The sequence below is a fragment of the Bacteroidota bacterium genome (assembly GCA_034439655.1).
In the GTDB taxonomy this organism is placed as follows: domain Bacteria; phylum Bacteroidota; class Bacteroidia; order UKL13-3; family UKL13-3; genus CANJUD01.
In genome coordinates this window covers 1-21,203 of sequence record JAWXAU010000134.1, presented here as the reverse complement: position 1 = coordinate 21,203, position 21,203 = coordinate 1, and the positions used below count along the sequence as shown (strand labels likewise).

Sequence of the window (21,203 nt, the reverse complement as noted above, 5' to 3'; positions counted from 1 at the left end):
TATATAATAGTCCAAAAGAAAGGGACTAATCCTCCCGCATCCCGATAATTATCGGGATTAAGCGGGGCTTTCGGGATGTAGTTCGGCATTACCATTCTAAAAACTAAATCCGCCTCAGGTGGAGAACTATTATAGTTTAAGAATTGGTATTACATAAGCCTAGTGGGCAATGCTTTGTTCGACCCTAATATAATAGAATTTAAAAAGCCAAATTTCCATCTCAGGGTGTTGCGGGATTATTAACATGGTTATAATATAATAATTGAAGATTGAGGTAAAACTTATATGAAATTCCACCTATTATTATTTTTTATTAATTTCTTCATTAATATCTAAAATCCTTATTTTTTCTATTACCGTAGTTTTCGGTCCCACAAAATCGTGGTTGACAGTATTCTCAATTAATATATCAAATATTCCTGAACCAATAAAATAGTCGCCATACCAAGGCATTAAATAAGTTTGGAAAGCCATATTCTTTTTAGCATCAAATTCTACTTCCTTTTCTATCAGCATTAACTCATCTTCTACAAATACATAGGTGGACAAATAACCACCAGTATAAACTGAAAGCAACACCTCATCACCTATGTTTTTTATTGCTGAATGAAAAATATTTAAATTCACGGGTAATTTTGTATCTTTATGATACATATTTATTTCCACATAATTTGAAATTTCATAAGTATCATTCCATTTCATTTTCCCATCATTTCCGATGCACAATATTATACCCGATCTAAATGTACAACCTGTAATCCCCTGATACTGTACTCAATTTTGAAAAACTGGTTGATAAGCTTCGGCCACTATATAAAGATCATTCTTGGTTTCAATAATGTTGTTAAATAATATATCTATTCCTAATGCATACTTGGGGTCTTTCTTATACACTTTTCTATCATTGTTTAAATCATAGGGATTTGTATAGTTTATATAATTCTTAAAAAATGAGTCTAACTCCATGATATGGTAATATTGAACCGTTGATTTTTTCAGTACTTAATTGTGCAACAAAAATCCCAGTTACACTGCCCTTCTCCGCAACAGTAAACATACTTTTAAATGGTTGCGGCAAAACCATTTTCTTTGAAGCTTTTTGATAAGTACCAACAAGGTATTTACCTGAGGTACTAAATTTAAAATTTGCAATCTCTTTTCCTTCTTCAAGTTGAATATCCCAATTCTTAATTATTTTTATGTTTGATAAAGTTAATTTATATTGACTGATTGTTAAACCAATACCTGTCTTTACCATTATATACCCTATATTTTTACCACTCTCATCAGCAACATAAGTCAACACCCCCTTAGTTTGTCCATCTAGCAGTAGTGATATACTTTCTTCTGCACCAGATTTTAAATCAATACTTAACGCCATAGGACTCATTCCCAAGTATCCTAAAATAAAAGCCTTACCTTCAGAGGCAATTAATTTCGATAAAATATAATTCTCTTTAAATCTTGATTCAAATTTTTTCTGGGTTTGCGATTTAGAATCAAAAACAACAACGGTATATTTTTAAAATTTAGCTGCTCTTCCAAAATCACTAAAGTAAATGCTTTTCTCCCCCATATTTGCATAGAGTACAATCAATTTATCGCCAACCATATAATAATCAATCATTGTTTCATCAACACCTGCTTCTATACTTTCATGATATAATTTATTTAAAGCCGTATCGTATTTATCTATATAATATTTTCTCGGAGTACTTATAACTTCATAGTAAAGCAACAGCCCTGATTCATTCACTGGAATTACAACAGACTGATCATTCCTTGAATTCAGCTTTAGCTCCAGTCTATCTTTTATTTTAGAAATATTACTTTTATTTTGTGCCAAGCAACTACCTGATAGTGTCAAAATGAAAATGATACACAATACTTTTTGCATTAGTAGATATTTATTAAATTTGAATTGCAATATTAATATATTTGAAGTAAAATCTAGGAGAAGGATAAATCACGTATCAGGTGTACGGTGTATTGTCAGGTGGAAACACTTGACAGCACCAGCCACATGTGAATTATATAACATATTCCTTTTATTATATAATATTTCCAACTAGTACTTTCCCGACTTTTGCCTAGATATAATAAAAGGTACTGGACTAATATCACTTTATTGGGTGCCGATATCTTTAATAATACAACATGCAATTCGGTAATTAGCATAAAAATAAACCTATATATAAGATGAATATTAAATCGCACTGTATTACAAGGATAAGAAAGTATTTTATTGCCTACCTATTCTTAATTTTAGCTTTCAATACTAGCCATGCACAGGAGCTGCTCAATAATTTATCGCCCGACGACAGTGCTGCTATTACTGCATTGGCCGTGTATCCCGAAGTTGTGCGTAAAGATATCTTACAGACCTGTACCACTCCTGAGGTGTTATTAAAAATGGAAACTTTGCAGAAAAATTCTAGTGAGAATTTTAGAAAACTGGTATCCTCTTATTCAAAGGAAGAACAACAAAAAATATGGAATCTTTCAAGTCATGTTAACCTCATTAACAGATTGGGTGAGGGCGACAAAAAGTCGAAGGAGGAATTGGAAAAAATTGCAGCCGATTATCCTGTTCAAATTAGAGAAACCGCAATAAATTATGGAAGTAAACATCGTGACTTGCTAAAAAGTATTATACAATTAAACCAAAATTCGGAACGGGCCTTTGAAACAACTATTATAGATTATCCTGACCTAACAAAAGATGCCTTGCGTAGGTTAATTAAATACCCTGAGGTAATAAATATACTAACTTCGAACATGAAGACCGCTGTTATACTAGGCGATGCATACAAAACACAAGCCCAAAAATTGGAGCAAAAACTCGAAACTATTAATATAGAACAGGCGAGACAAAATGCGAAAGATTATGAAGAATGGAAAAGTGGTTTGCAGAAAAACCCATCGGCACAAAAAGAAATGGATGAGGCGGCTAATGAATTTGCTAATGACCAAGGAACGCAAACTGCCCAGGTGATAACCGATGTAGACATAAATTACAATTATTATAATAACCCATACCCCTATTGGTATGGATATCCTTCATGGTATGGTTATCCTTCGTGGTATTATCGTCCGTATTGGTACGATGTGGGATATTATAGAGGTCCGCAAGGTTATATATATGTAGGAGTTCCTTCACCTTATTTCGGTAATTGGTACTTCCGTCATAACCATCACCATGAGCGTTACAATCATTTCTCCGATTATTGTGTGGGCTACTATCACGGCCGCCACAGAGGATATTCTGGATTTAACCGAGAAGTGGATCATTGGATGGTGAACAATGATAAGCGAGTTCCCAAAAACTTTTTTGATGATGACAAACAGCGTCCAGAACGGATTAAAGAATTGGGGAAATTTGAAAATGATTATGATAAAACAATAAAAAATGACCCAAGAAAAATTGTAACCCGTGATCAATTTTTAAGTGACAATGCTGCAAATTACCCCTACCTAAAACCAAAATTGAATGAGGCACGGCCACAAGAGAATAAAGTAGTTCCGGGCCAAAGACAACAACAACCTCAGCAGCATACACAACCGAGAGCAGAACCTAATGCTCGACCTATGCCGCAACAAAGGCCGGGAAATCAAGAACCCCAAGCGAGACCGCGACCCACGCCGCAACCTACACCACAGGAGAGACCACAACCACAACCGCAGGCAAGGCCACAGCCAATGCCACAACCGAGGCCACAACCCCAACCGCAGGCGAGACCTCAGCCTACCCCGCAGCCGCAACCACAAGCAAGACCTCAACCTACCCCGCAGCCGCAGCCTAAGCCTCGGTAGTATAGTATAGTTTTTTTGAAATAGGAATATTTCTCCGTAATTGCAGGTGAAGTATATAAAATGAAATTAGCATATGGATCGTTGAAAATTACAATTCGGAGTTTGTAGATGTGTGGGTTAAAAAAAGAATTAAGCTTTGAACATATTCCACCTAGGATAGCATTTAATACCAATTCTTACCCTATAATAGTTCTCCGCCTGAGGCGGATTAGTTTGTAGAATCGTAATGCCGAACTACATCCCGAAAGCCCCGCTTAATCCCGATAATTATCGGGATGCGGGGGAATTTTGAGTTTCGGTATAATATAACAACTACACATATTTCTGTGCCCTACGAAGTATGGACTGAAATGGATAATCCATTAGAATACAAACCGAAAGGCCCGATTTTACAAGGAGGAATTGGATATTATTCACTATGTAGAGATTGCAATAGTTTTTTAGGATTAAATTATGTGAAAGCGTACGAAAAATTGGTTAGTGCTGAGTATGAATCTTTATAAAAAAGCAACAGTCAATATTATAACTACATAGCACGTGAACAAGAACCACTAAAAATATTGAAACAAATAATATCAATGTTTGTAGCTATGAATGATGAATGGTACTTAGAAGAATATCCTGAATTATCTGTGTTCATAAAAAATTCTAGTTCAGATATATTACCCGATAAATACAGAATATTTACTTATCTTAATAATGAAGGACAATACAGATATTCCAAGCATACGACTATATCTACTCCAGAATTAGGAATAGTGAATTGCACACAGCTAACCTTTCCTCCGTTTGGCTATGTATTAACAATGAACTTTAATCATGATATAACTAGTTTTGTAAATATTACAAATTTCAAAAATTCAATTCCCGAAGAAAAAGTTGACCTTAAAATGGGATTATATAAATTACCCACGTATTTACAATTTTCACCATTAGATTATAGATCTAAAGAGAAAATCGAAAAATGATATTAATCAAGGTATTTTATCTCGAGAAGAAGCTAAAAAAATGGGCTGTAATTAATAATTCAATAAAACACACAAAAACATGAATACCTCAAACAACAAAATTCTTATCACGGGCGGTGCATCAGGGATTGGCTTGGGTATGGCGGAAAGATTTATGAAAGAAAATAATACGGTTATTATATGCGGTCGTCGCCAAGAAGTATTGGATGAAGCTGCGAGTAAACTGCCCAGTATTATAACATACCAATGCGATTTAAGCAATAGCAGCGAACGCGAATCATTATATAACTGGATTGCTGCAGAACATCCTGATTTGAACGTATTGGTAAACAATGCGGGCATCCAACAATGGATGGATATTACAGATGCTAATTTTTTTGAAAGAGCTCAAGCAGAAATTAATGTTAATATAGAAACCCCATTGCATTTAATATCCTTGTTTTGCAATTTGAAATCATTAAATACTATAATGAATGTTACTTCAGGTTTAGCATTTGTTCCACTTATTAAAGTGCCTGTATACTCTGCCACCAAAGCGTTCTTCCATTCATTCACGCTATCGGCAAGAGAATTATTGAAAGCAAAAAACATAGAAGTGATTGAAGTCATTCCACCCGCTCTTAACACCGATTTGGGTGGCAAAGGCTTGCACGACCAAGCACCACCTGTAAGTGAATTTATCGAAGCTATTTTTATACAATTGCAAGAAGGCAAAAGTGCATTAACTTTTGGGATGAGTGAGACATTAAGTTCTGCAAACCCCGAAGTGTTGAAGCAAACGTTCGCAAGGATGAATCAATTAGCTTAAATGAATCATACATTTGCCAATATTAAGGTATGCCCTGAAATTTATTTGTTAACATTTAGGTAATACCAACAAAGTAGTTTTGACAAAAATAGTAAACAATATGAAAAATATATTATTCCCAACAGACTTTAGCAAATCGGCCAATCATGCTTTAGAATTTGCAGTATACATGGCACAAATGGGAAATAAATCCCTAAACATTCTCAATGTATATATGACGCCTAAAGTTAGTGATGAGGCTGTTACCGATGATGTTTATAAAACTCAACTTGCTGAATCAAAGAAAAATGCTCATCATAATATACAAAACCTAAAGGAGGAATTGGCAGTGCGACATCCATGGTTAACGGTGCATACCCATATTGAATATGGATTTATTGCCGAAACCATTTTGGCTTATGCAGAAAATACCCAGTGCAATTACATAGTGATGGGCACACATGGAGCTAAAGGATTTCTTGATAATATTTTAGGTTCTAATACCTTGGCGGTAATTGAAAATGCAAAAATTCCTGTTTGGGCCATACCCCTGCAATCAAAAATTGAAGAAATAAAAACCATAACCTATGCAAGCGATTATGAAGGCGATGAAATACCTATCATCACGCAGGTTTTAGACTTTGCTACGCTCTTCGAAATAGATACCCATGTAATTCATATTCACGAAGAGTATGAACCTGAAATTACCCCTTCTGAACAAATAACAGATATATTAAAAGCACATTTTGAGGGAAAGAGAATTACTTTCAGAACAATCAATAGAAAGGATGCCGTAGAAGGACTAGAACAATATATTATCAACCAAAAACCAGAAGTGCTGGCTTTGGCAAGGCATGAACGAGGGTTCTGGAGCAATATGTTCCATAGAAGTTTCACCAAACATTTTGCACATGCGAGCAAAACTCCGATTTTGATTTTGCATAAGGAAGATTGATTGTATTATACAATTAAAAAAAAGCAAGCCATGCAAATGTTTTTTTAAAACCCTGCAGCCGCAGGAAGTAGTAATACCGAAACTCTATATATAATAGTCCAAAAGAAAGGGACTAATCCCGAAAGCTTTCGGGATGTAGTTCGGTATTACCATTCTACAAACTAAATCCGCCACAGGCGGAGAACTATTTTAGTTTAAGAATTGGTATAATAAGCAATTGCCGGTAATGTCCTTAATTTCTTCCAGCCGGCGGAGGGTTTTTACCAATACTCATTATAAAATAAATCCAAGTAAAGAATTTTACGGATTTGAAGCATTATTCGTTAATGATTCCAGGAATTCGTTTTTCGATGAGGAAGAAACAATAGTTACAAAAAACAATTTCTTCACACTACTATCTTGTTTACTTTCGTATTTTTGCATTCTTATTATCATTCAAAAAAAACATGAAGAAAATTCTCCTAATCGTATGTGCCTTTGCACTACACATGGCCAAAGGCCAAACTATTGTTTACCCATTGGTAGGCATCGACACGGTACAAAAAGTGAGTGCAGCACGTCTTGCTGCCGACACTACCCTGCCTGACTATGTAAGCCCTTCGTTTCAAAACGCCCAATATGGCGACACTGTGCAAATTGAAGGAATCGTTACTTTTGACCCACATTATTATGGGCTGAGCAAAAAACGCAAATCTGCTTTCCTACAAGTAAAAAACGGTGGTCAATGGACTGGTATTGAAGTAATGATAGATACAAGTATATTTGGTCGTGGTTCCGCCAACCCTACTTTAAATAGTTTAAATACTACCACTAAATTTTATGATAATTTCCAACCTGGGCTAACTGTTCGATGCACTGGTGTTATAAGAAATTTCCCAGCAAGTAATGCAAGAACGGGACATACACAATTAATGCTTTTGGAATACGAATCTGTTATCACCAATAGCACACCCGATACTATTAATCCTAACGTAGTTACCATAGATCAGTTCAGTACGAATAATGGCAGCGGCGGCCAAAACTGGTTGCCTACTACCGGCGAGCCCTATGAAGGCATGTATGTTGAATTTCAAAATGTAGCCGTTACCGATGTGGCTCAGGGCACAGGTGCAAATTCCGCCCGTTGGTTTTGGAGTTTGGTAGATGCCAACAATAATAAAATCCGTATTCGTGATTATTCAGCTTACTACCGCAACGATGATAACGAAGATTACTTTATAGCAAACAATTACAAACCTTATAAAAACGCAACATACCTCACTTATGTACGCGGTGTGATAGTAGAAAATATAAGTTCTGGGGGCGTGGTGGAGTATATGCTTGCCCCGCTTACCGCTAGCGATGTGGGACCTGTGAGTACTTCTATCCCGCCGGTGGTGAAAATAAATTCATATACACCTTCCCTACCAAATTCGAAACAGGATGTGACTGTTACCGCAACAATTACCGACGACAGCACTGTTGCTTCTGCCAATGTATATTATAATGTTTCAGGTAGTACCTTTACACCTGTAGCGATGACCAATACGAGCGGAAACACCTGGACCGCAATGATATCCAAACAAGCTGATGGAAGTTATGTGAAGTTTTATGTACAGGCAATTGATAATGGAGGTAGCATTACTTATTTTCCAGATACATTTGGAACAGGATACGATTATATAGTAAAAGATTCGGGCATTACAAAAATTAGCCAAATACAATCTACACCTTATGCATTTGGAAATAGTTTGTGGGCTGGAAGTTATGTACCTTTAAACATTACGGGTATTGTAACCGCAGGCAGTAGCACCAGCGATTTGGGAATGGTGGTAATACAAGATGATATAACTCCATACAGTGGCATATTTTTGAACGCAAAACCAGGTGACGGGCTGAATGCTTTGCAACGTGGCGACAAAGTAAACATTACTGCTGCACTAGTTCGAGAGATTGGTGGTTGTACTTATTTGGATTCATTGAAAGGCAATTTCTCTGTAGTATCATCAAGTAATGCTTTACCTGCTTTTTATATGGCCAATGCTGACAGTGTAATTTTGAAAGCATATAATGAAACTGAGGCGTATGAAGGAATGCTTATTAAATATAATGATGTATATGTAACACAAATTAATGCAGATATTACCAGCAATTTTGGTGAATGGTTAATGCATACCGATACCACAGTAGGCAAAGGTTTCCGCATGGCAAGCAAAGCTCCAACTCTAGGTTTAACTTTTAATGCAGATTCATTGGCGTTGAAACAAAAAATGAGTTACGCCCAAGGGGTTTTATGGCATAGTTTCGGAAACTTTAAAATGCTTCCCCGCAACCGTGATGATATGGACTTAAGCAACTTGCCCGACCGTATTGCACCTGTTATTACCTTATTAGGAAAAAATCCTGATTCATTATATATCGGGAATAGTTATACCGATCAGGGTGCTACTGCTATGGATAATAAAGATGGAAACATCACAGCTAAAATAAAATCCACAAGCACTATAGACAGTACCAAAACAGGTAAATATAAAGTTTGTTATGCAGTAACTGATATGGCTGGAAATAGCAGCCAGTTATGCCGCGACGTAACAGTATATAAGAATACTGCGATTGCAAATCCATCGTTAAATGCCTTTAATGTATGGCCCAATCCTGCAAACAATATGATATACTTTGAAGGAATTGATAAGAATATCGGTGTTTGCAGTTTGATTGATTTGGAAGGTAAAACAATATTGGACAATATTAACGTGCAAAAACCTTTGGATATTTCATCTATCACTCCAGGAGTATATATATTAAGCTATCGCAGTAATAATGAAACCGCTTATATCAAATTGGTGATAGCTAAATAATAAATCATAGAGCAACTTCTTATTTATGATAAACCCCATGCTTTTCGCTTGGGGTTTATCTTTGCGTGACAGTATCAATATATATATTATACAGGCTTTTACGACATACTTGTCTCCTTTTATAGACGGCTTCTTAAAAAATATGTTAATAAAAAAACAACCCATTAATGTCATATTTTAGACACAAATTCTAGCGTTTTGCTCCTATATAGTACCTTTGCTTCGAATGTTAAAAAAAGAATATAGATTTATATTTAAGAACTATATATCCTGTTTTTTTTGCGAGATTCAATTCTAATCCTAAACTGTATTTATTCTTTTTTGTGAAGTTTGTTTTATTTGTAATATTATAAACTTGATTGGAGGAATTTGATATAAACTTTTACTAATCTAAAGTGCAAAATACTATAATAATCAACGACAAATTGATTTGTAGTATTTGTTATGGATTAAAAAGAAGTTTAAAGTAAATATACATGCAAGAAGGGAAATCGAATAACTACAACGAACTCAATTACCACTCACTATTTGAGCAAGCATCGGATGCTATAATGGTCACCGATTATGAGGGTAATTTTACTGACGTAAATTCAAGTCTCTGCAAAATGTTTGGCTATGAAAAAGCCGAGTTGTTGCAAATGAATATTGAAGACCTAATAGAAGCAGAACAATTAAAGGCTGATCCAATAATGTTCGTTCTACTAGCAGAGGGGCTACATGTTTTTAGTAACAGAAATATGCTTCATAAAAATGGAACTATTATAGAAGTGGAAGCCAATGTGAAAAAATTGGATGACAATAGCGTAATGGCTATAGCCCGTGATGTTTCGGAATTGGTTAAAATCAAAAAGCAAGTAGTGATTAGTGAAGCTACTTTCGAGGGTGCTTTTCAATATTCCGCAATAGGAATGGCTATTGTATCAATTACTGGCGAATTTATAAGGGTAAACAAAGAACTATGTAAAATTACTGGTTACACCGAACAGGAGATGGTATTATTGTCATTTCAACAACTAACCCATAAAGATGATTTAGATAAAGACCTCAATTCCCTTAAACTTTCGCTAGAAGGTGTGATAAATACTTTTAAAATGGAAAAAAGGTATTATCATAAAAATGGATCAATTATATGGATAAAACTTAATGTTTCATTAATTAGAGACAGTAAGCAAAAGCCACTTTACTTCATCTCTCAAATTGAAAATATAAGTGACCGCAAAAAGATAGAAGAGGAATTAATTGAGCGAGAAAAATTATTAAACATATTCATTGAGCATAGTCCTGCATCCATTGCTATGGTCGATAAGGATATGAATTATTTGCTTACTAGTAAAAGGTGGATTACCGATTATAATTTAGGAGAACAAGAGGTAATTGGAAAAAGCCATTACGAGGTATTCCCTAATTTACCACAACACTGGAAAGAGGTTCACCAAAGATGTATGAAAGGTGCTATAGAGCAAAATGAGGAAGATTCATTTGAAAGAGAAGATGGAAGCACTGATTGGCTGCAATGGGAAGTAAGGCCTTGGTTTAAAGGTTCAGGAGAAATTGGAGGGATTATTATGCTTACCGAAGTGCTTACCAAACGAAAAAAATCGGAAGCAGAATTAAAAAAATCAAAAGCCAATCTCAAAACAATTTTTAATACCACCGATACTGCTTATCTTTTGATTGACACAAACCTTTGCATAATATCTTATAATAATGGAGCGGCCGATTTTGCTGCCAGAGAACTGAGTAAAGAGGCAAAAATAGGTAAACACCTAAGTGAGTATTTTTTGGAAGATAGAAGCGATAGACTCACTAAAGTACTGAATGAGGTAAGGCAGGGAAAAAATATCAGTTATGAAACAAATTTCGAGCAAGCAGATGGTTCGCAGCATTGGTATTTTGTGCAGTTCTTCCCCATCTCAACCCCTATCGAAAAAGACGCGGATGGATTTATGGTTTCCATTTCCAATATTACTGAACGAAAAAAACAGGAGAACCAAATCAATAATCAACTAGGTTTATTAAAAGAAATTTCTTTTATCACCTCGCATGAGTTGAGACATGAATATGCAAAACTATATTCGATGGTCGATTTCTTGAAAGACAGCGAATTTATTAATTCACAGGATAAATTAATGTTATCGGAAAGTTTAAAAACATTCGATAATCTCAACGCAACTATATATAAAATAAACGATAAAATCACCTTTGGACAAGCTACCAAAGTAAACAAATATGTGAGTCAGGAAGTAGTGCCTGAATATGTATTATTAATAGACGATGACCCCACGTTTAATTTCATCAATTCACGTTTGTTGGAATTAGAATTTGCCAAAGACAAAATATTAAAGGTGCAGTGTGTTGATTCGGCAATTAATTTATTGAAGAACGATACAAAAAATGACCACTATATTATATTCTTAGATTTGAATATGCCCAATAAAAATGGTTGGGATTTCTTGGAAGAATATCAATTATTTGAAAAGAAATCACCCGTCATTATTCTCACATCTTCTATAAATCCTAAAGACCGCGAACGTGCTCGCAAATATGATTTTGTGAAGAAGGTAATATCAAAACCACTAAACCCCGAATTGGTGAAGCAAATTACAACACTAGAAATTTTTAAATAGTTCAATTGTTCCTTTATGCCGTCATGCTGTTCGCCGCGGCGAATATTTCAGCATCCATTAAAAACAAATACGAACTAAAGATGCTGAAATATTCTCCGTTTCAGATAATTACTGGGCGAACCAAAACAGCTCAGATGGGTAAAAAAAATATGGGTCATTTAAAGAGTTTCATCATTATTGCATTTGGACGAAAATTTACCTCAGAGACCAAAAAAAGAATTTCAAAAATCACCTCGATTTTTTGAAGTCAAAATGCGTGATGAAGTATGATATAAAAACACTCAGAGAGAAGATATCAATCATTGAACTAAGTACCAAAACATCTTTAGAAAACTTAGATTTGAAATTCTTTTTCGATTATCATATATTCCCAAATAATATAATAGCTTTCCTTGCACAGTGGAATGACGAAAACAGAAATATGCAAGTAGGCGATACCATTGTGCAGCAAGCCTTTATTCCACCCATAAGAATGTTCTCGCAGAAAATCATTTTCGGCGTGCGTATCCATGAAATTATTGACCAAAAAGACAAGAAAGGATATAGTTATGAAACTCTTGAAGGCCATGTAGAGAAAGGAATTTCAACATTTACGATTGAGCAATATGGTGAAAAATTGATTTTTAAAATCCAAACTTTCTCAAAACCTGGGAATATTCTCCCCATCTTATTGGGCCCTATATTTTCAGTCCCCTATCAAACATTTTGCACCAAGGCGGCATTGCGAAATGTGAAACGGAGGATTGAAAATGAACAGTTTTTCTGATTCCGATAACTATCGGAAGACATCCAACGAAGAATCTTTTGAATTTGGAGACTTCATTAATGAGATTCTTCGCCTGCAGCGGGTCCGGAGGCTATCGGACTCTGAATGACGGCTTTTCATTGTCAAAAATCGTAAATCCCCACTTATCTTTGCAACTTTCAAAATGCCCCAATCGGTCAGTTTTTATACTTTAGGCTGCAAGCTCAACTTCAGCGAAACCTCTACCCTAGCCCGTCAGCTTAAGGAGGAAGGCATGCAGGTAAAAGATTTTCGCGACGGTGCCGATATATATATAATCAATACTTGCTCAGTTACCGACCACGCCGACCGCAAATGCAGAAAAGTAGTAAAGGAAGCATTACGTTATAATCAAGATGCATTTGTAATTGTGGTAGGATGTTATGCCCAGTTAAAACCACAAGAGATTGCCAATATCCCTGGAGTAGATTTGGTACTTGGAGCTGCCGAAAAATTTGAACTTGCCAAACATATCACAGATACCAGCAAACGCCAGCAAGCAAGTATATATAATAAACCAATTAAGGAAACCAATACTTTTGTACCTGCTTATTCAAGCGACGATCGCACACGTACTTTTTTAAAAGTGCAAGATGGTTGTGATTATTTCTGTTCGTTTTGTACCATTCCTTTAGCCCGCGGCCGCAGCCGCAGTGCAACTATCGCACAGGTTATAAAAGAAGCTACAGAAATAGGAAACAAAGGAGCCAAAGAGATTGTATTAACGGGTGTAAACATTGGCGATTTCGGGGTACAAACAGGCGAACAATTTGCCGACTTGGTATATCAGCTCGACGAAGTGGAAAGTGTTCCGCGTTTTCGTATATCGAGTATCGAGCCCAATTTGTTGAGCAATGATATTATAAAGTTTGTAGCAGAAAGCCAAAGATTTATGCCGCACTTTCATATTCCTTTGCAAAGTGGAAGTGATAAACTGTTAAAATTAATGCGTCGTCGCTACCAAAAAGATTTATATAAAGAACGCGTAGAAACTATCAAACAAGAAATGCCGCATGCCTGCATTGGCGTAGATGTGATAGTAGGTTTCCCAGGAGAAACAGAAGAAGATTTTTTAGAAACTTATAGGTTCTTAAACGAACTTGATATATCATATTTGCATGTATTTCCTTACAGCGAACGCGAAAATACAACTGCCTATAAAATGCCTGATGTAGTTCCAAATCGAGTACGCAACGAACGGGTCGATATGCTGCGAATATTGAGCGAAAAAAAGAAACGCTTCTTCTACGAACAACATATACAAACAACAAGAACTGTATTATTTGAGCAAGAAGTAAAAGATGGATTAATGCATGGCTTTACCGATAATTATATAAAAGTATCAACTCCCTACGACCCGCTGCTGGTAAATGAATTGGTGGATTGTAAATTGGAGAATGTAAATGAAGATATGATAGTAAATAGTATGCAGTTAACAGTTTGCAGTTAAAAACTACATAACCAAAACTGCAAACTAAAAATATAAAATAACAATTGTAAAATATAAAATAATTCAAGATGGTAGATATATTATTAGGCTTACAATGGGGCGATGAAGGAAAAGGAAAAGTTGTAGATTTTTTGTGTCCTGCTTATCAAATGGTGGCAAGGTTTCAGGGCGGCCCCAATGCAGGGCATTCCCTTAAAATTGAGGGACAAAGTTTTGTACTCAATACTATTCCTTCTGGAATTTTTAGAGAGCATTGCAAAAATTTAATTGGCAGTGGAGTTGTAATAGATCCTGCTAAATTGCAAATAGAAATTGAGAAAGTAAAAGCTGCTGGAGCACCTGTAGAAAAAAACTTATTGATAGCTCGTAAAGCACATCTCATTTTGCCCACACATATTTTGCTGGATGCTGCTCAAGAAAACGCAAAAGGCACTGCAAAGATTGGCAGTACGCTGCGTGGCATCTCCCCTACTTATCAGGATAAAATTGGCCGTGCAGGATTGCGGATGGGCGATATACATGAGAAAGATTTCGATGCAAAATATCGTTTACTTGCCACCAAACATATACAAATGATTGAAGCACTCGGCGGCAATACAGATATAGCCGAAACAGAAAGAGCATTTATGGACGCCGTTGAATATTTGCGTGCTTTTCAAATGGTGGACAGCGAATATTATGTAAATGATTTTATTGCTCGTGGTCACCGTGTATTGGCTGAAGGGGCACAAGGCACCATGCTCGATATCGACTATGGTACTTATCCTTATGTTACTTCTTCGAATACAATCTCTGCAGGTGCGTGCACTGGCTTGGGTATAAGTCCGCAAAAAATAAAACATGTATTTGGTGTATTTAAAGCTTACTGTACCCGTGTGGGCAGCGGCCCCTTCCCTAGCGAGCTCGATAATGAATTTGGTGAAGAGCTGCGTCAAAAAGGTGGAGAGTTTGGTGCCACCACTGGTCGTCCTCGCCGCACTGGTTGGTTAGATTTGCCTGCATTGAATTATGCTATTATGTTGAATGGTGCTGATAAATTAATCATGACCAAAGCAGATGTATTATGTGGTTTAGAACAGGTAGAAATTTGCACCGCTTATAAAACTCCTTTGGGTCTTACCGATAAACTTCCTTATGATATTTGCAATACTGATATGCAAATGCATACCGAGAAATTTGCAGGTTGGGATTCCTCATTGCATCAAACCCAAAACTATATAGATGTGCCGCAAACTTTTAAAGAGTATGTAAAATATATAGAGCAAAGTTGTGGTATGGAACTGGCTGCAATCTCTACAGGGCCTGAAAGAGAGAAGACTTTCTTTATGGAGTGATGTGCGGCATAAATTACGTCCGCCAGCGGCGGATTAAATTACGAATTAAGATTATGAGTCAATTGCTGCTTGCGGCAGTCAGGTGTTTACAACTGACCCAAAATGAATTTATTGCAAAATCAAAAATTATAATTATCTTGGAAGTAGAAATTATACCGAAACTCAATATATAATAGTCCAAAAGAAAGGGACTAATTCTCCCGCATCCCGATAATTATCGGGATTAAGCGGGGCTTTCGGGATGTAGTTCGGCATTACCATTCTAAAAACTAAATCCGCCACAGGCGGAGAACTATTATAGTTTAAGAAATGGTATTACCTTTGAAAATAGTATGAGAATGGACTGGCCAAGGTGTAAATAACTTTATTCAATGGGTAGACAATCATAGTTTTAAATTAGAATTTATGAATGACGAAGAGAAGGTTATTACCATCCACAAGTAGTTGATTCTTCTAAATACATAAAAAAACTCCGTGAAACTCGGTGATGTTTTACCTCTGTGTTTCGCCGCCGGCGAACTGAGGTAAAAATGTCTTTTTCGCATTAGCACAAAATAACCTATTTTTGGACATCTTTTTTAAGACCAAATCGAATTGCAAAAAGCATTATATATATTATTCATCATATACAGCTTACAGACTTTATCTGTAAAGGCAAATGATACAACAAAAATATCATGCAACTGTGCGGAAAAATTATTGATTGAGAAAAAGAACCGCACGATAGCTGCTATTAGTGATAATAATTTTAGTTCCTACTTTGCCAATGCAGATACTTTATTTTATTGCTTACGTTTGCTTGATAGACCATTATACTATAAATATTTGAATGACCTATTTATCAATGCCACTGGCACTTATACCGAGGGATTGCTCGTTAAAATTGAGAGCTTATTACAACATAATGGTCCAAGCCTGATGCTATTTCTTGCAAACGACTCGGGTAATTTAGAACTCATCGAGAATATTAAAGAAATAGTATATCAAAAGAAAAACTATTTCCCAGAAATCTATGCCAATGAGAAGAAAAACTATTTGATTGATATCAATAAATTATCACTCAGCGAGAAAAAGAAAGCGAAGTTAAGGATGTTGTTTGAGTGAATATGAATAAATCAAATATGAAACTTGAGCAAACCGTAATTAAAAAAGCTAAAGGATATGCCAAAGACCGCAGAACTAGCCTTTCAAAGCTCATAGAAAATTACCTTCTAAATATTACAAACGAGAGAGGCAAAGGTGAAAAAATTACACCTTTAGTTAAAAGCTTGTCAGGCATTGTAGACCTTCCTAAAGACTATGATCACAAAAAATCGTATGCAGATTTTTTAATTAAGAAATATAAATAATGGAAAAAGTATTTGTAGATACTGAAATAATACTTGACCTACTAAGTTTACATGAACCCTTTTACAAACATGCGGCACATCTTTTCAGCGAGGCTGATAGAGGAAAATTGAAATTATACCGACACTCAATATATAATAGTCCAAAAGAAAGGGACTAAACCCCCGCATCCCGATAATTATCGGGATTAAGCGGGGCATTAGTGAGGTAATTCGACATTACCAATCTACAAACCTAATCCGCCACAGGCAGAGAACTATTATAGTTTAAGAATTGGTATTACGTGTTTCTTCCCTATAATTTGCTAATCTTAATTATATACTTTGCAAACAATACTCTGTTGACCAAGCAAGAAAAAAATACTAAAATTCAAACCTCTATTAACAGTATTAAACGTATCAGACAAAATTGTTGAGCTCGCTTTGTCATCCGACTTTAAAGACTTTGAAGATGGTTTGCAATACTTCACTGCCATCGAAAATAATATTAAAACATTGCTTACACGAAATTTAAAAGCCTACAAATCTGCAGAAATAATTGTTATGACCGCCGAACAATTCCTGAAAAAATAAACATTATCTAACAATCAATTTAAACGATTTCCCGTTGTTCAATATTATATAATAAATTCCAGCTACTTCGGGTGCTTGTATATATCCTGATTTGTTGTTTATATAATTCGTCATTATATATTTTCCTTGTGCATCGATTAATTGTATTGGCTCATTTGTATTTAGCTTTATGTTACTTCCCGCCTCGCAAGGCATGGGGTATAGCGATTCTTTATTATGCAAATAATTAACCACTACAGTTTCAGAAATAAACTCACTGCCATCCATATCTGTCTGACGGATTCTATAATAGTTCAATCCAGCTTCTGGTTCCTTATCAGTATAATAATAATTGGTGAGTCTGCAACCATTATTCGCTGATAATTCCATACCAATAATACTCCAATATTTTAAATCATTGGAACGCTCTACAAAAAATCCATAACTCATATTTTCGCAAGCCGTTTGCCAATTAATATTCACCTCATTATTATATAATGTTGCCCAAAGTCCATTGAAAGTAATTGGCAATGCGATAAAAGAACTATCACGCGATACAACTAGGGAAACTGCTTTATCAAACTTCACCGAATTCCCATATACATCAAACTGTGCAGTAATATTACTGCTACTGGGATGTTGGATGGACATAAACATATATTTATAATTGGGTGTGAAGGTGATTCCAGTAGGTTCACTACCCGCAGGGGATTTGGCAAATATTTTTACTTTGGGGCTTGCTTGGGTATGTCCCTTTTGAACCAACCATATATAATTGTTACTTCCATCTTGAAACACCCACAAATTGCCTGTATCATCAAAACAAAGGTTATCGTTGCCTGTGCCCCATGAAGTATTTGTGGTTCCATTTGCATGTGTGATATTATAGGATGTATTTCCAACAAAAGTTTCAAAATTATGGACACTATCGCCATTCAGATAGGAATCATCGCTGAAGCGATATACACAGTCTTCACTTTTTACAGCCAGGTATATTTTCCCATCCACAGTATTATATTCTACATCCTCTATACCTGCAAACGTGGTGCAAAATGAATCAATACAACTTTGATTGGTATTATTACAATCGGATGCGGTGGCATTTTTGATTCTGACCCACTTTCCATTTCCATTTTTGGAACCCTTATAGGCATATAGTTTTCCTGAATATAATTTCTCTGCTGTATCAGCCACAAACTTTAACATATAACCGCTAGCAGCATCAATGCCCATATATACAGTTCTTTTATTTGAATGCACAGATGCATTTTCATGATTGAAATTCCCCAAAGCCCATAACTTGTCTCCATTGCTCAAACCTCCTGGTTGGTTAATAACTGTGTGCGAAGCTGGATCCACTTCTATCACCCACCCGTAATCATTATAACCATCAAAATTGCCATCGTTAGTCTTTGCTTCTTCGCAGGAGAGCATAGTACCCCAGGGCGTTATTCCTCCCGAACAATTGGAGCGTGTTCCATTTACGCTGGCAAAACTTACTTTATTGGAAGATATAATTTCCCAATCTAAATTAACTGAATCTTGTTTTATTTCAAATACAGTGACACCCCCAGGATTGGACTCTGAGTTAATGCACAAATAACCATGCTTACTGCTGCCATTAATAGGAACATAGCCCGTAAAGTCAGGATTGGTGGGCATGATGCTTCCATCCGTTAATGAATCTCCATCTTTAATAATGAAATGAAAAGTGAGATATTGTGGCAGCACAAAATTGTGGGTCTGCGAGGCAGGCTGCACCGATGTAAACGATGAAATATGTTGCTGTCCCTTCGAAAAATAGCTAACAATACACAATAGGAAGAGTATAATATATCTCATTTATTCAGGCAAATTTAATTCAATAAGTTTAAAATCCTTAACAATATATTCATATCATTACTTTCGATTGACCCATGTCATCACATAGGAGAGTTCAACAATTCCTTTGTTGCAGGACACGCTAAACTAATAATTATGGAAACTATTTGAATGTAGCTATAGCATTACCCTTGTAATTTATAAAAAGCTGATTGGACTTATTTATAAATACAATTGGTATAACTATTCTATAAATACATAAAAAAACACGGACAATATGCCCGTGTTTTTTTATATAATATATGATATATTTAATTCTTGATAATCTTTGCTACTGCTTTTCCATCATTGGTTAGTAGGTGCAGCATATAGATACCCGAGGCTTCGGAGCGAATGTCTAATTCTCTCTTACCACTGTTCGAACCTGTATTTACTTTTTCATTTCTAATTACTTTACCATTAATGTCGGTAATTATAATAGTTGCAATCCCTGATGTATAGTTTGATAAATATATAATCCATCCGATGGGTTGGGATAAATTTGTATATTTGAATTAGACAAAGCTATATTAATACCTGTGATATCGGTAACTTTATATATTGCTGATGTGGCTTTGCAACCCGCTGATGTGGTTACCATTACCGTATAATTCCCATTGGCAGTTGCGGTATACGTTGATGACATAGCTGATGAAATAGGCGTTCCGTTCAAATACAACTGATAAGTATTGCCTGCAACATTGGTTACACTTAATGCAGGTTTTGCGTAAGATATAACAGCAACTGGCGAAGGATTTACCGTAATTGATATTCCATTCGAATTTTGGGCACAGCCATTTGTATTGGTTGCATGTACAGTATAATTGCCAGTTAATTTTGCATAATAAGAATTGCCTGTTGCTCCGCTTATTGCACCACCATCTTTATTCCATATAGCCGATGATAAATTCCCAATAATTGCCAAGTTTAATTTCACACTATCGCCTTGGCATATAGTAGTTGAAGCAGCCGATAATACTGGCGACGGTGCTAAATTAACTGTAATCTTTACAGAATTGGAAGTATAAGAACATCCACCACCTGAGGCGAGCACGGTTACATCATAATCGCCCGAGGTGTTAGCATAATAATTGGCACTTGTGGCACCTGTAATATTATTTCCATTCAGCCTCCATTGCAATGATGCTATAGAACCCGATGTGCTCAAAGTAAACTGCACACTATCATTACTGCAAATAGTGGTACTACCCGTTGCCGAAACTTGTGGAGCAGGAGATGAAGTAATAGTTACCTTTGTAACAGTTGATGAATCGGAACAACCATTTGTTGATTTTACAAATACCTCATAATCTCCGGCAACATTCACTATCAATGAATCTAAGTTAGCCCCTGTAATATCAACGCCAGCTTTTCGCCATTGTATATTTGACAGTGATATTGCTGAGCTAACTTTTAGTGTAACTTGACCGCCTTGGCATAAGGTTTTTGGGCCAGATGCTACAATGCTTGGGGCGGGTTTTGGCAGTACAGTTACATTAGAACCTGTTTTAACATTGGAGGGGGTAAGATATAAAGGTGAAGAATAGGGCAGCCCAGTAGTGGTATCCATATCCCAAATACCAACTTTACAATTTACATTATTGGTGGTAAAACTCAGTTTCACTTTATTGATAGTTCCACCTCTGTTTCCCGTAAATCTAGTCCGCACATCGCCAGTAGCCCCAAAGCCACTAAAACTAAATCCGCCATTCGACGATTTGGTCCAATCGGCATACGAATATTCTTTTGCATTTATATATTGGTGCCATTCATAATTGTTAAAAGTATTATCGTCCCCTACCGATATAACAATTGTATCATAACCCAAATTTGCAGATATATATATATATTATCAAATGTAAAAGTATAAACATCGCCAGGGTATAATAC

20 protein-coding genes are annotated in these 21,203 nt (G+C 35.8%); 13 read left to right on the top strand and 7 right to left on the bottom strand.

The window, feature by feature from the left end; genetic code table 11:
• Nucleotides 1–303: 303 nt before the first annotated feature.
• The 4 genes from SGJ10_09505 to SGJ10_09490 all read right to left on the bottom strand — a co-directional run bounded on the left by SGJ10_09505 (nucleotide 304) and on the right by SGJ10_09490 (nucleotide 1,897).
• Nucleotides 304–726, bottom strand: coding sequence for a hypothetical protein (locus SGJ10_09505; protein MDZ4758360.1), 423 nt, complete (start codon nucleotides 724–726; stop codon nucleotides 304–306).
• A gap of 48 nt (nucleotides 727–774) precedes the next feature.
• The gene (locus tag SGJ10_09500; protein ID MDZ4758359.1) at nucleotides 775–966 is read right to left on the bottom strand and encodes a hypothetical protein; all 192 of its coding nucleotides are present in this window, start codon (nucleotides 964–966) and stop codon (nucleotides 775–777) included.
• A complete protein-coding gene (locus SGJ10_09495) occupies nucleotides 944–1,381 on the bottom strand; it encodes a hypothetical protein (GenBank protein ID MDZ4758358.1) in 438 nt (145 codons plus the stop codon). Before SGJ10_09495 ends, SGJ10_09500 begins: the two co-directional genes overlap by 23 nt.
• 141 nt (nucleotides 1,382–1,522) lie before the next feature.
• Nucleotides 1,523–1,897, bottom strand: coding sequence for a hypothetical protein (locus SGJ10_09490; protein MDZ4758357.1), 375 nt, complete (start codon nucleotides 1,895–1,897; stop codon nucleotides 1,523–1,525).
• 302 nt (nucleotides 1,898–2,199) lie between these two features.
• Between SGJ10_09490 and SGJ10_09485 the strand changes: the two genes are divergently transcribed.
• From SGJ10_09485 to SGJ10_09465, 5 genes are all read left to right on the top strand, one after another.
• The gene (locus SGJ10_09485; protein MDZ4758356.1) at nucleotides 2,200–3,813 is read left to right on the top strand and encodes a DUF3300 domain-containing protein; all 1,614 of its coding nucleotides are present in this window, start codon (nucleotides 2,200–2,202) and stop codon (nucleotides 3,811–3,813) included.
• Nucleotides 3,814–4,088: 275 nt separating this feature from the next.
• The gene (locus SGJ10_09480; protein MDZ4758355.1) at nucleotides 4,089–4,316 is read left to right on the top strand and encodes a hypothetical protein; all 228 of its coding nucleotides are present in this window, start codon (nucleotides 4,089–4,091) and stop codon (nucleotides 4,314–4,316) included.
• A gap of 57 nt (nucleotides 4,317–4,373) precedes the next feature.
• Nucleotides 4,374–4,781 carry a hypothetical protein gene (locus SGJ10_09475; protein ID MDZ4758354.1) on the top strand — a complete coding sequence of 136 codons (408 nt, stop codon included), beginning with the start codon at nucleotides 4,374–4,376 and terminating at the stop codon, nucleotides 4,779–4,781.
• A gap of 79 nt (nucleotides 4,782–4,860) precedes the next feature.
• Nucleotides 4,861–5,589: an SDR family NAD(P)-dependent oxidoreductase gene (locus SGJ10_09470; protein ID MDZ4758353.1), complete on the top strand. Its 729-nt coding sequence runs from the start codon at nucleotides 4,861–4,863 to the stop codon at nucleotides 5,587–5,589.
• 100 nt (nucleotides 5,590–5,689) lie between these two features.
• Complete coding sequence (locus tag SGJ10_09465; GenBank protein ID MDZ4758352.1) at nucleotides 5,690–6,523, top strand: universal stress protein; 834 nt, start codon at nucleotides 5,690–5,692, stop codon at nucleotides 6,521–6,523.
• 300 nt (nucleotides 6,524–6,823) lie between these two features.
• Here SGJ10_09465 and SGJ10_09460 read toward each other — a convergent pair whose 3' ends face one another.
• Nucleotides 6,824–6,946: a hypothetical protein gene (locus SGJ10_09460; protein ID MDZ4758351.1), complete on the bottom strand. Its 123-nt coding sequence runs from the start codon at nucleotides 6,944–6,946 to the stop codon at nucleotides 6,824–6,826.
• A 23-nt stretch (nucleotides 6,947–6,969) separates the two neighbouring features.
• Between SGJ10_09460 and SGJ10_09455 the strand changes: the two genes are divergently transcribed.
• The 8 genes from SGJ10_09455 to SGJ10_09420 all read left to right on the top strand — a co-directional run bounded on the left by SGJ10_09455 (nucleotide 6,970) and on the right by SGJ10_09420 (nucleotide 17,062).
• Complete coding sequence (locus SGJ10_09455) at nucleotides 6,970–9,360, top strand: DUF5011 domain-containing protein (GenBank protein MDZ4758350.1); 2,391 nt, start codon at nucleotides 6,970–6,972, stop codon at nucleotides 9,358–9,360.
• 476 nt (nucleotides 9,361–9,836) lie between these two features.
• Nucleotides 9,837–11,987, top strand: a complete 2,151-nt coding sequence (locus SGJ10_09450; protein MDZ4758349.1) for a PAS domain S-box protein — start codon at nucleotides 9,837–9,839, stop codon at nucleotides 11,985–11,987.
• 259 nt (nucleotides 11,988–12,246) lie between these two features.
• Nucleotides 12,247–12,753 carry a DUF1990 family protein gene (locus tag SGJ10_09445; GenBank protein MDZ4758348.1) on the top strand — a complete coding sequence of 169 codons (507 nt, stop codon included), beginning with the start codon at nucleotides 12,247–12,249 and terminating at the stop codon, nucleotides 12,751–12,753.
• Nucleotides 12,754–12,916: 163 nt separating this feature from the next.
• Complete coding sequence (gene mtaB, locus SGJ10_09440; protein MDZ4758347.1) at nucleotides 12,917–14,221, top strand: tRNA (N(6)-L-threonylcarbamoyladenosine(37)-C(2))-methylthiotransferase MtaB; 1,305 nt, start codon at nucleotides 12,917–12,919, stop codon at nucleotides 14,219–14,221.
• Between the two features lie 68 nt (nucleotides 14,222–14,289).
• Nucleotides 14,290–15,555 carry an adenylosuccinate synthase gene (locus SGJ10_09435; GenBank protein MDZ4758346.1) on the top strand — a complete coding sequence of 422 codons (1,266 nt, stop codon included), beginning with the start codon at nucleotides 14,290–14,292 and terminating at the stop codon, nucleotides 15,553–15,555.
• Nucleotides 15,556–16,149: 594 nt separating this feature from the next.
• The gene (locus SGJ10_09430) at nucleotides 16,150–16,659 is read left to right on the top strand and encodes a hypothetical protein (protein ID MDZ4758345.1); all 510 of its coding nucleotides are present in this window, start codon (nucleotides 16,150–16,152) and stop codon (nucleotides 16,657–16,659) included.
• Between the two features lie 2 nt (nucleotides 16,660–16,661).
• Entirely contained in the window at nucleotides 16,662–16,904 is a 243-nt protein-coding gene (locus tag SGJ10_09425; GenBank protein MDZ4758344.1) for a DUF6364 family protein, read from the top strand.
• Nucleotides 16,904–17,062 carry a hypothetical protein gene (locus SGJ10_09420; protein ID MDZ4758343.1) on the top strand — a complete coding sequence of 53 codons (159 nt, stop codon included), beginning with the start codon at nucleotides 16,904–16,906 and terminating at the stop codon, nucleotides 17,060–17,062. The genes SGJ10_09425 and SGJ10_09420 overlap by 1 nt, the downstream gene beginning before the upstream one ends.
• Before the next feature lie 415 nt (nucleotides 17,063–17,477).
• Here the strand turns inward: SGJ10_09420 and SGJ10_09415 are convergent, their stop codons facing one another.
• Together SGJ10_09415 and SGJ10_09410 are read right to left on the bottom strand one after the other, a co-directional pair.
• Nucleotides 17,478–19,295 carry a DUF839 domain-containing protein gene (locus tag SGJ10_09415; protein MDZ4758342.1) on the bottom strand — a complete coding sequence of 606 codons (1,818 nt, stop codon included), beginning with the start codon at nucleotides 19,293–19,295 and terminating at the stop codon, nucleotides 17,478–17,480.
• Between the two features lie 451 nt (nucleotides 19,296–19,746).
• Nucleotides 19,747–21,141 (bottom strand): hypothetical protein, encoded by a 1,395-nt coding sequence (locus tag SGJ10_09410; GenBank protein ID MDZ4758341.1) that lies wholly within the window; start codon nucleotides 21,139–21,141, stop codon nucleotides 19,747–19,749.
• Nucleotides 21,142–21,203 lie beyond the last annotated feature (62 nt).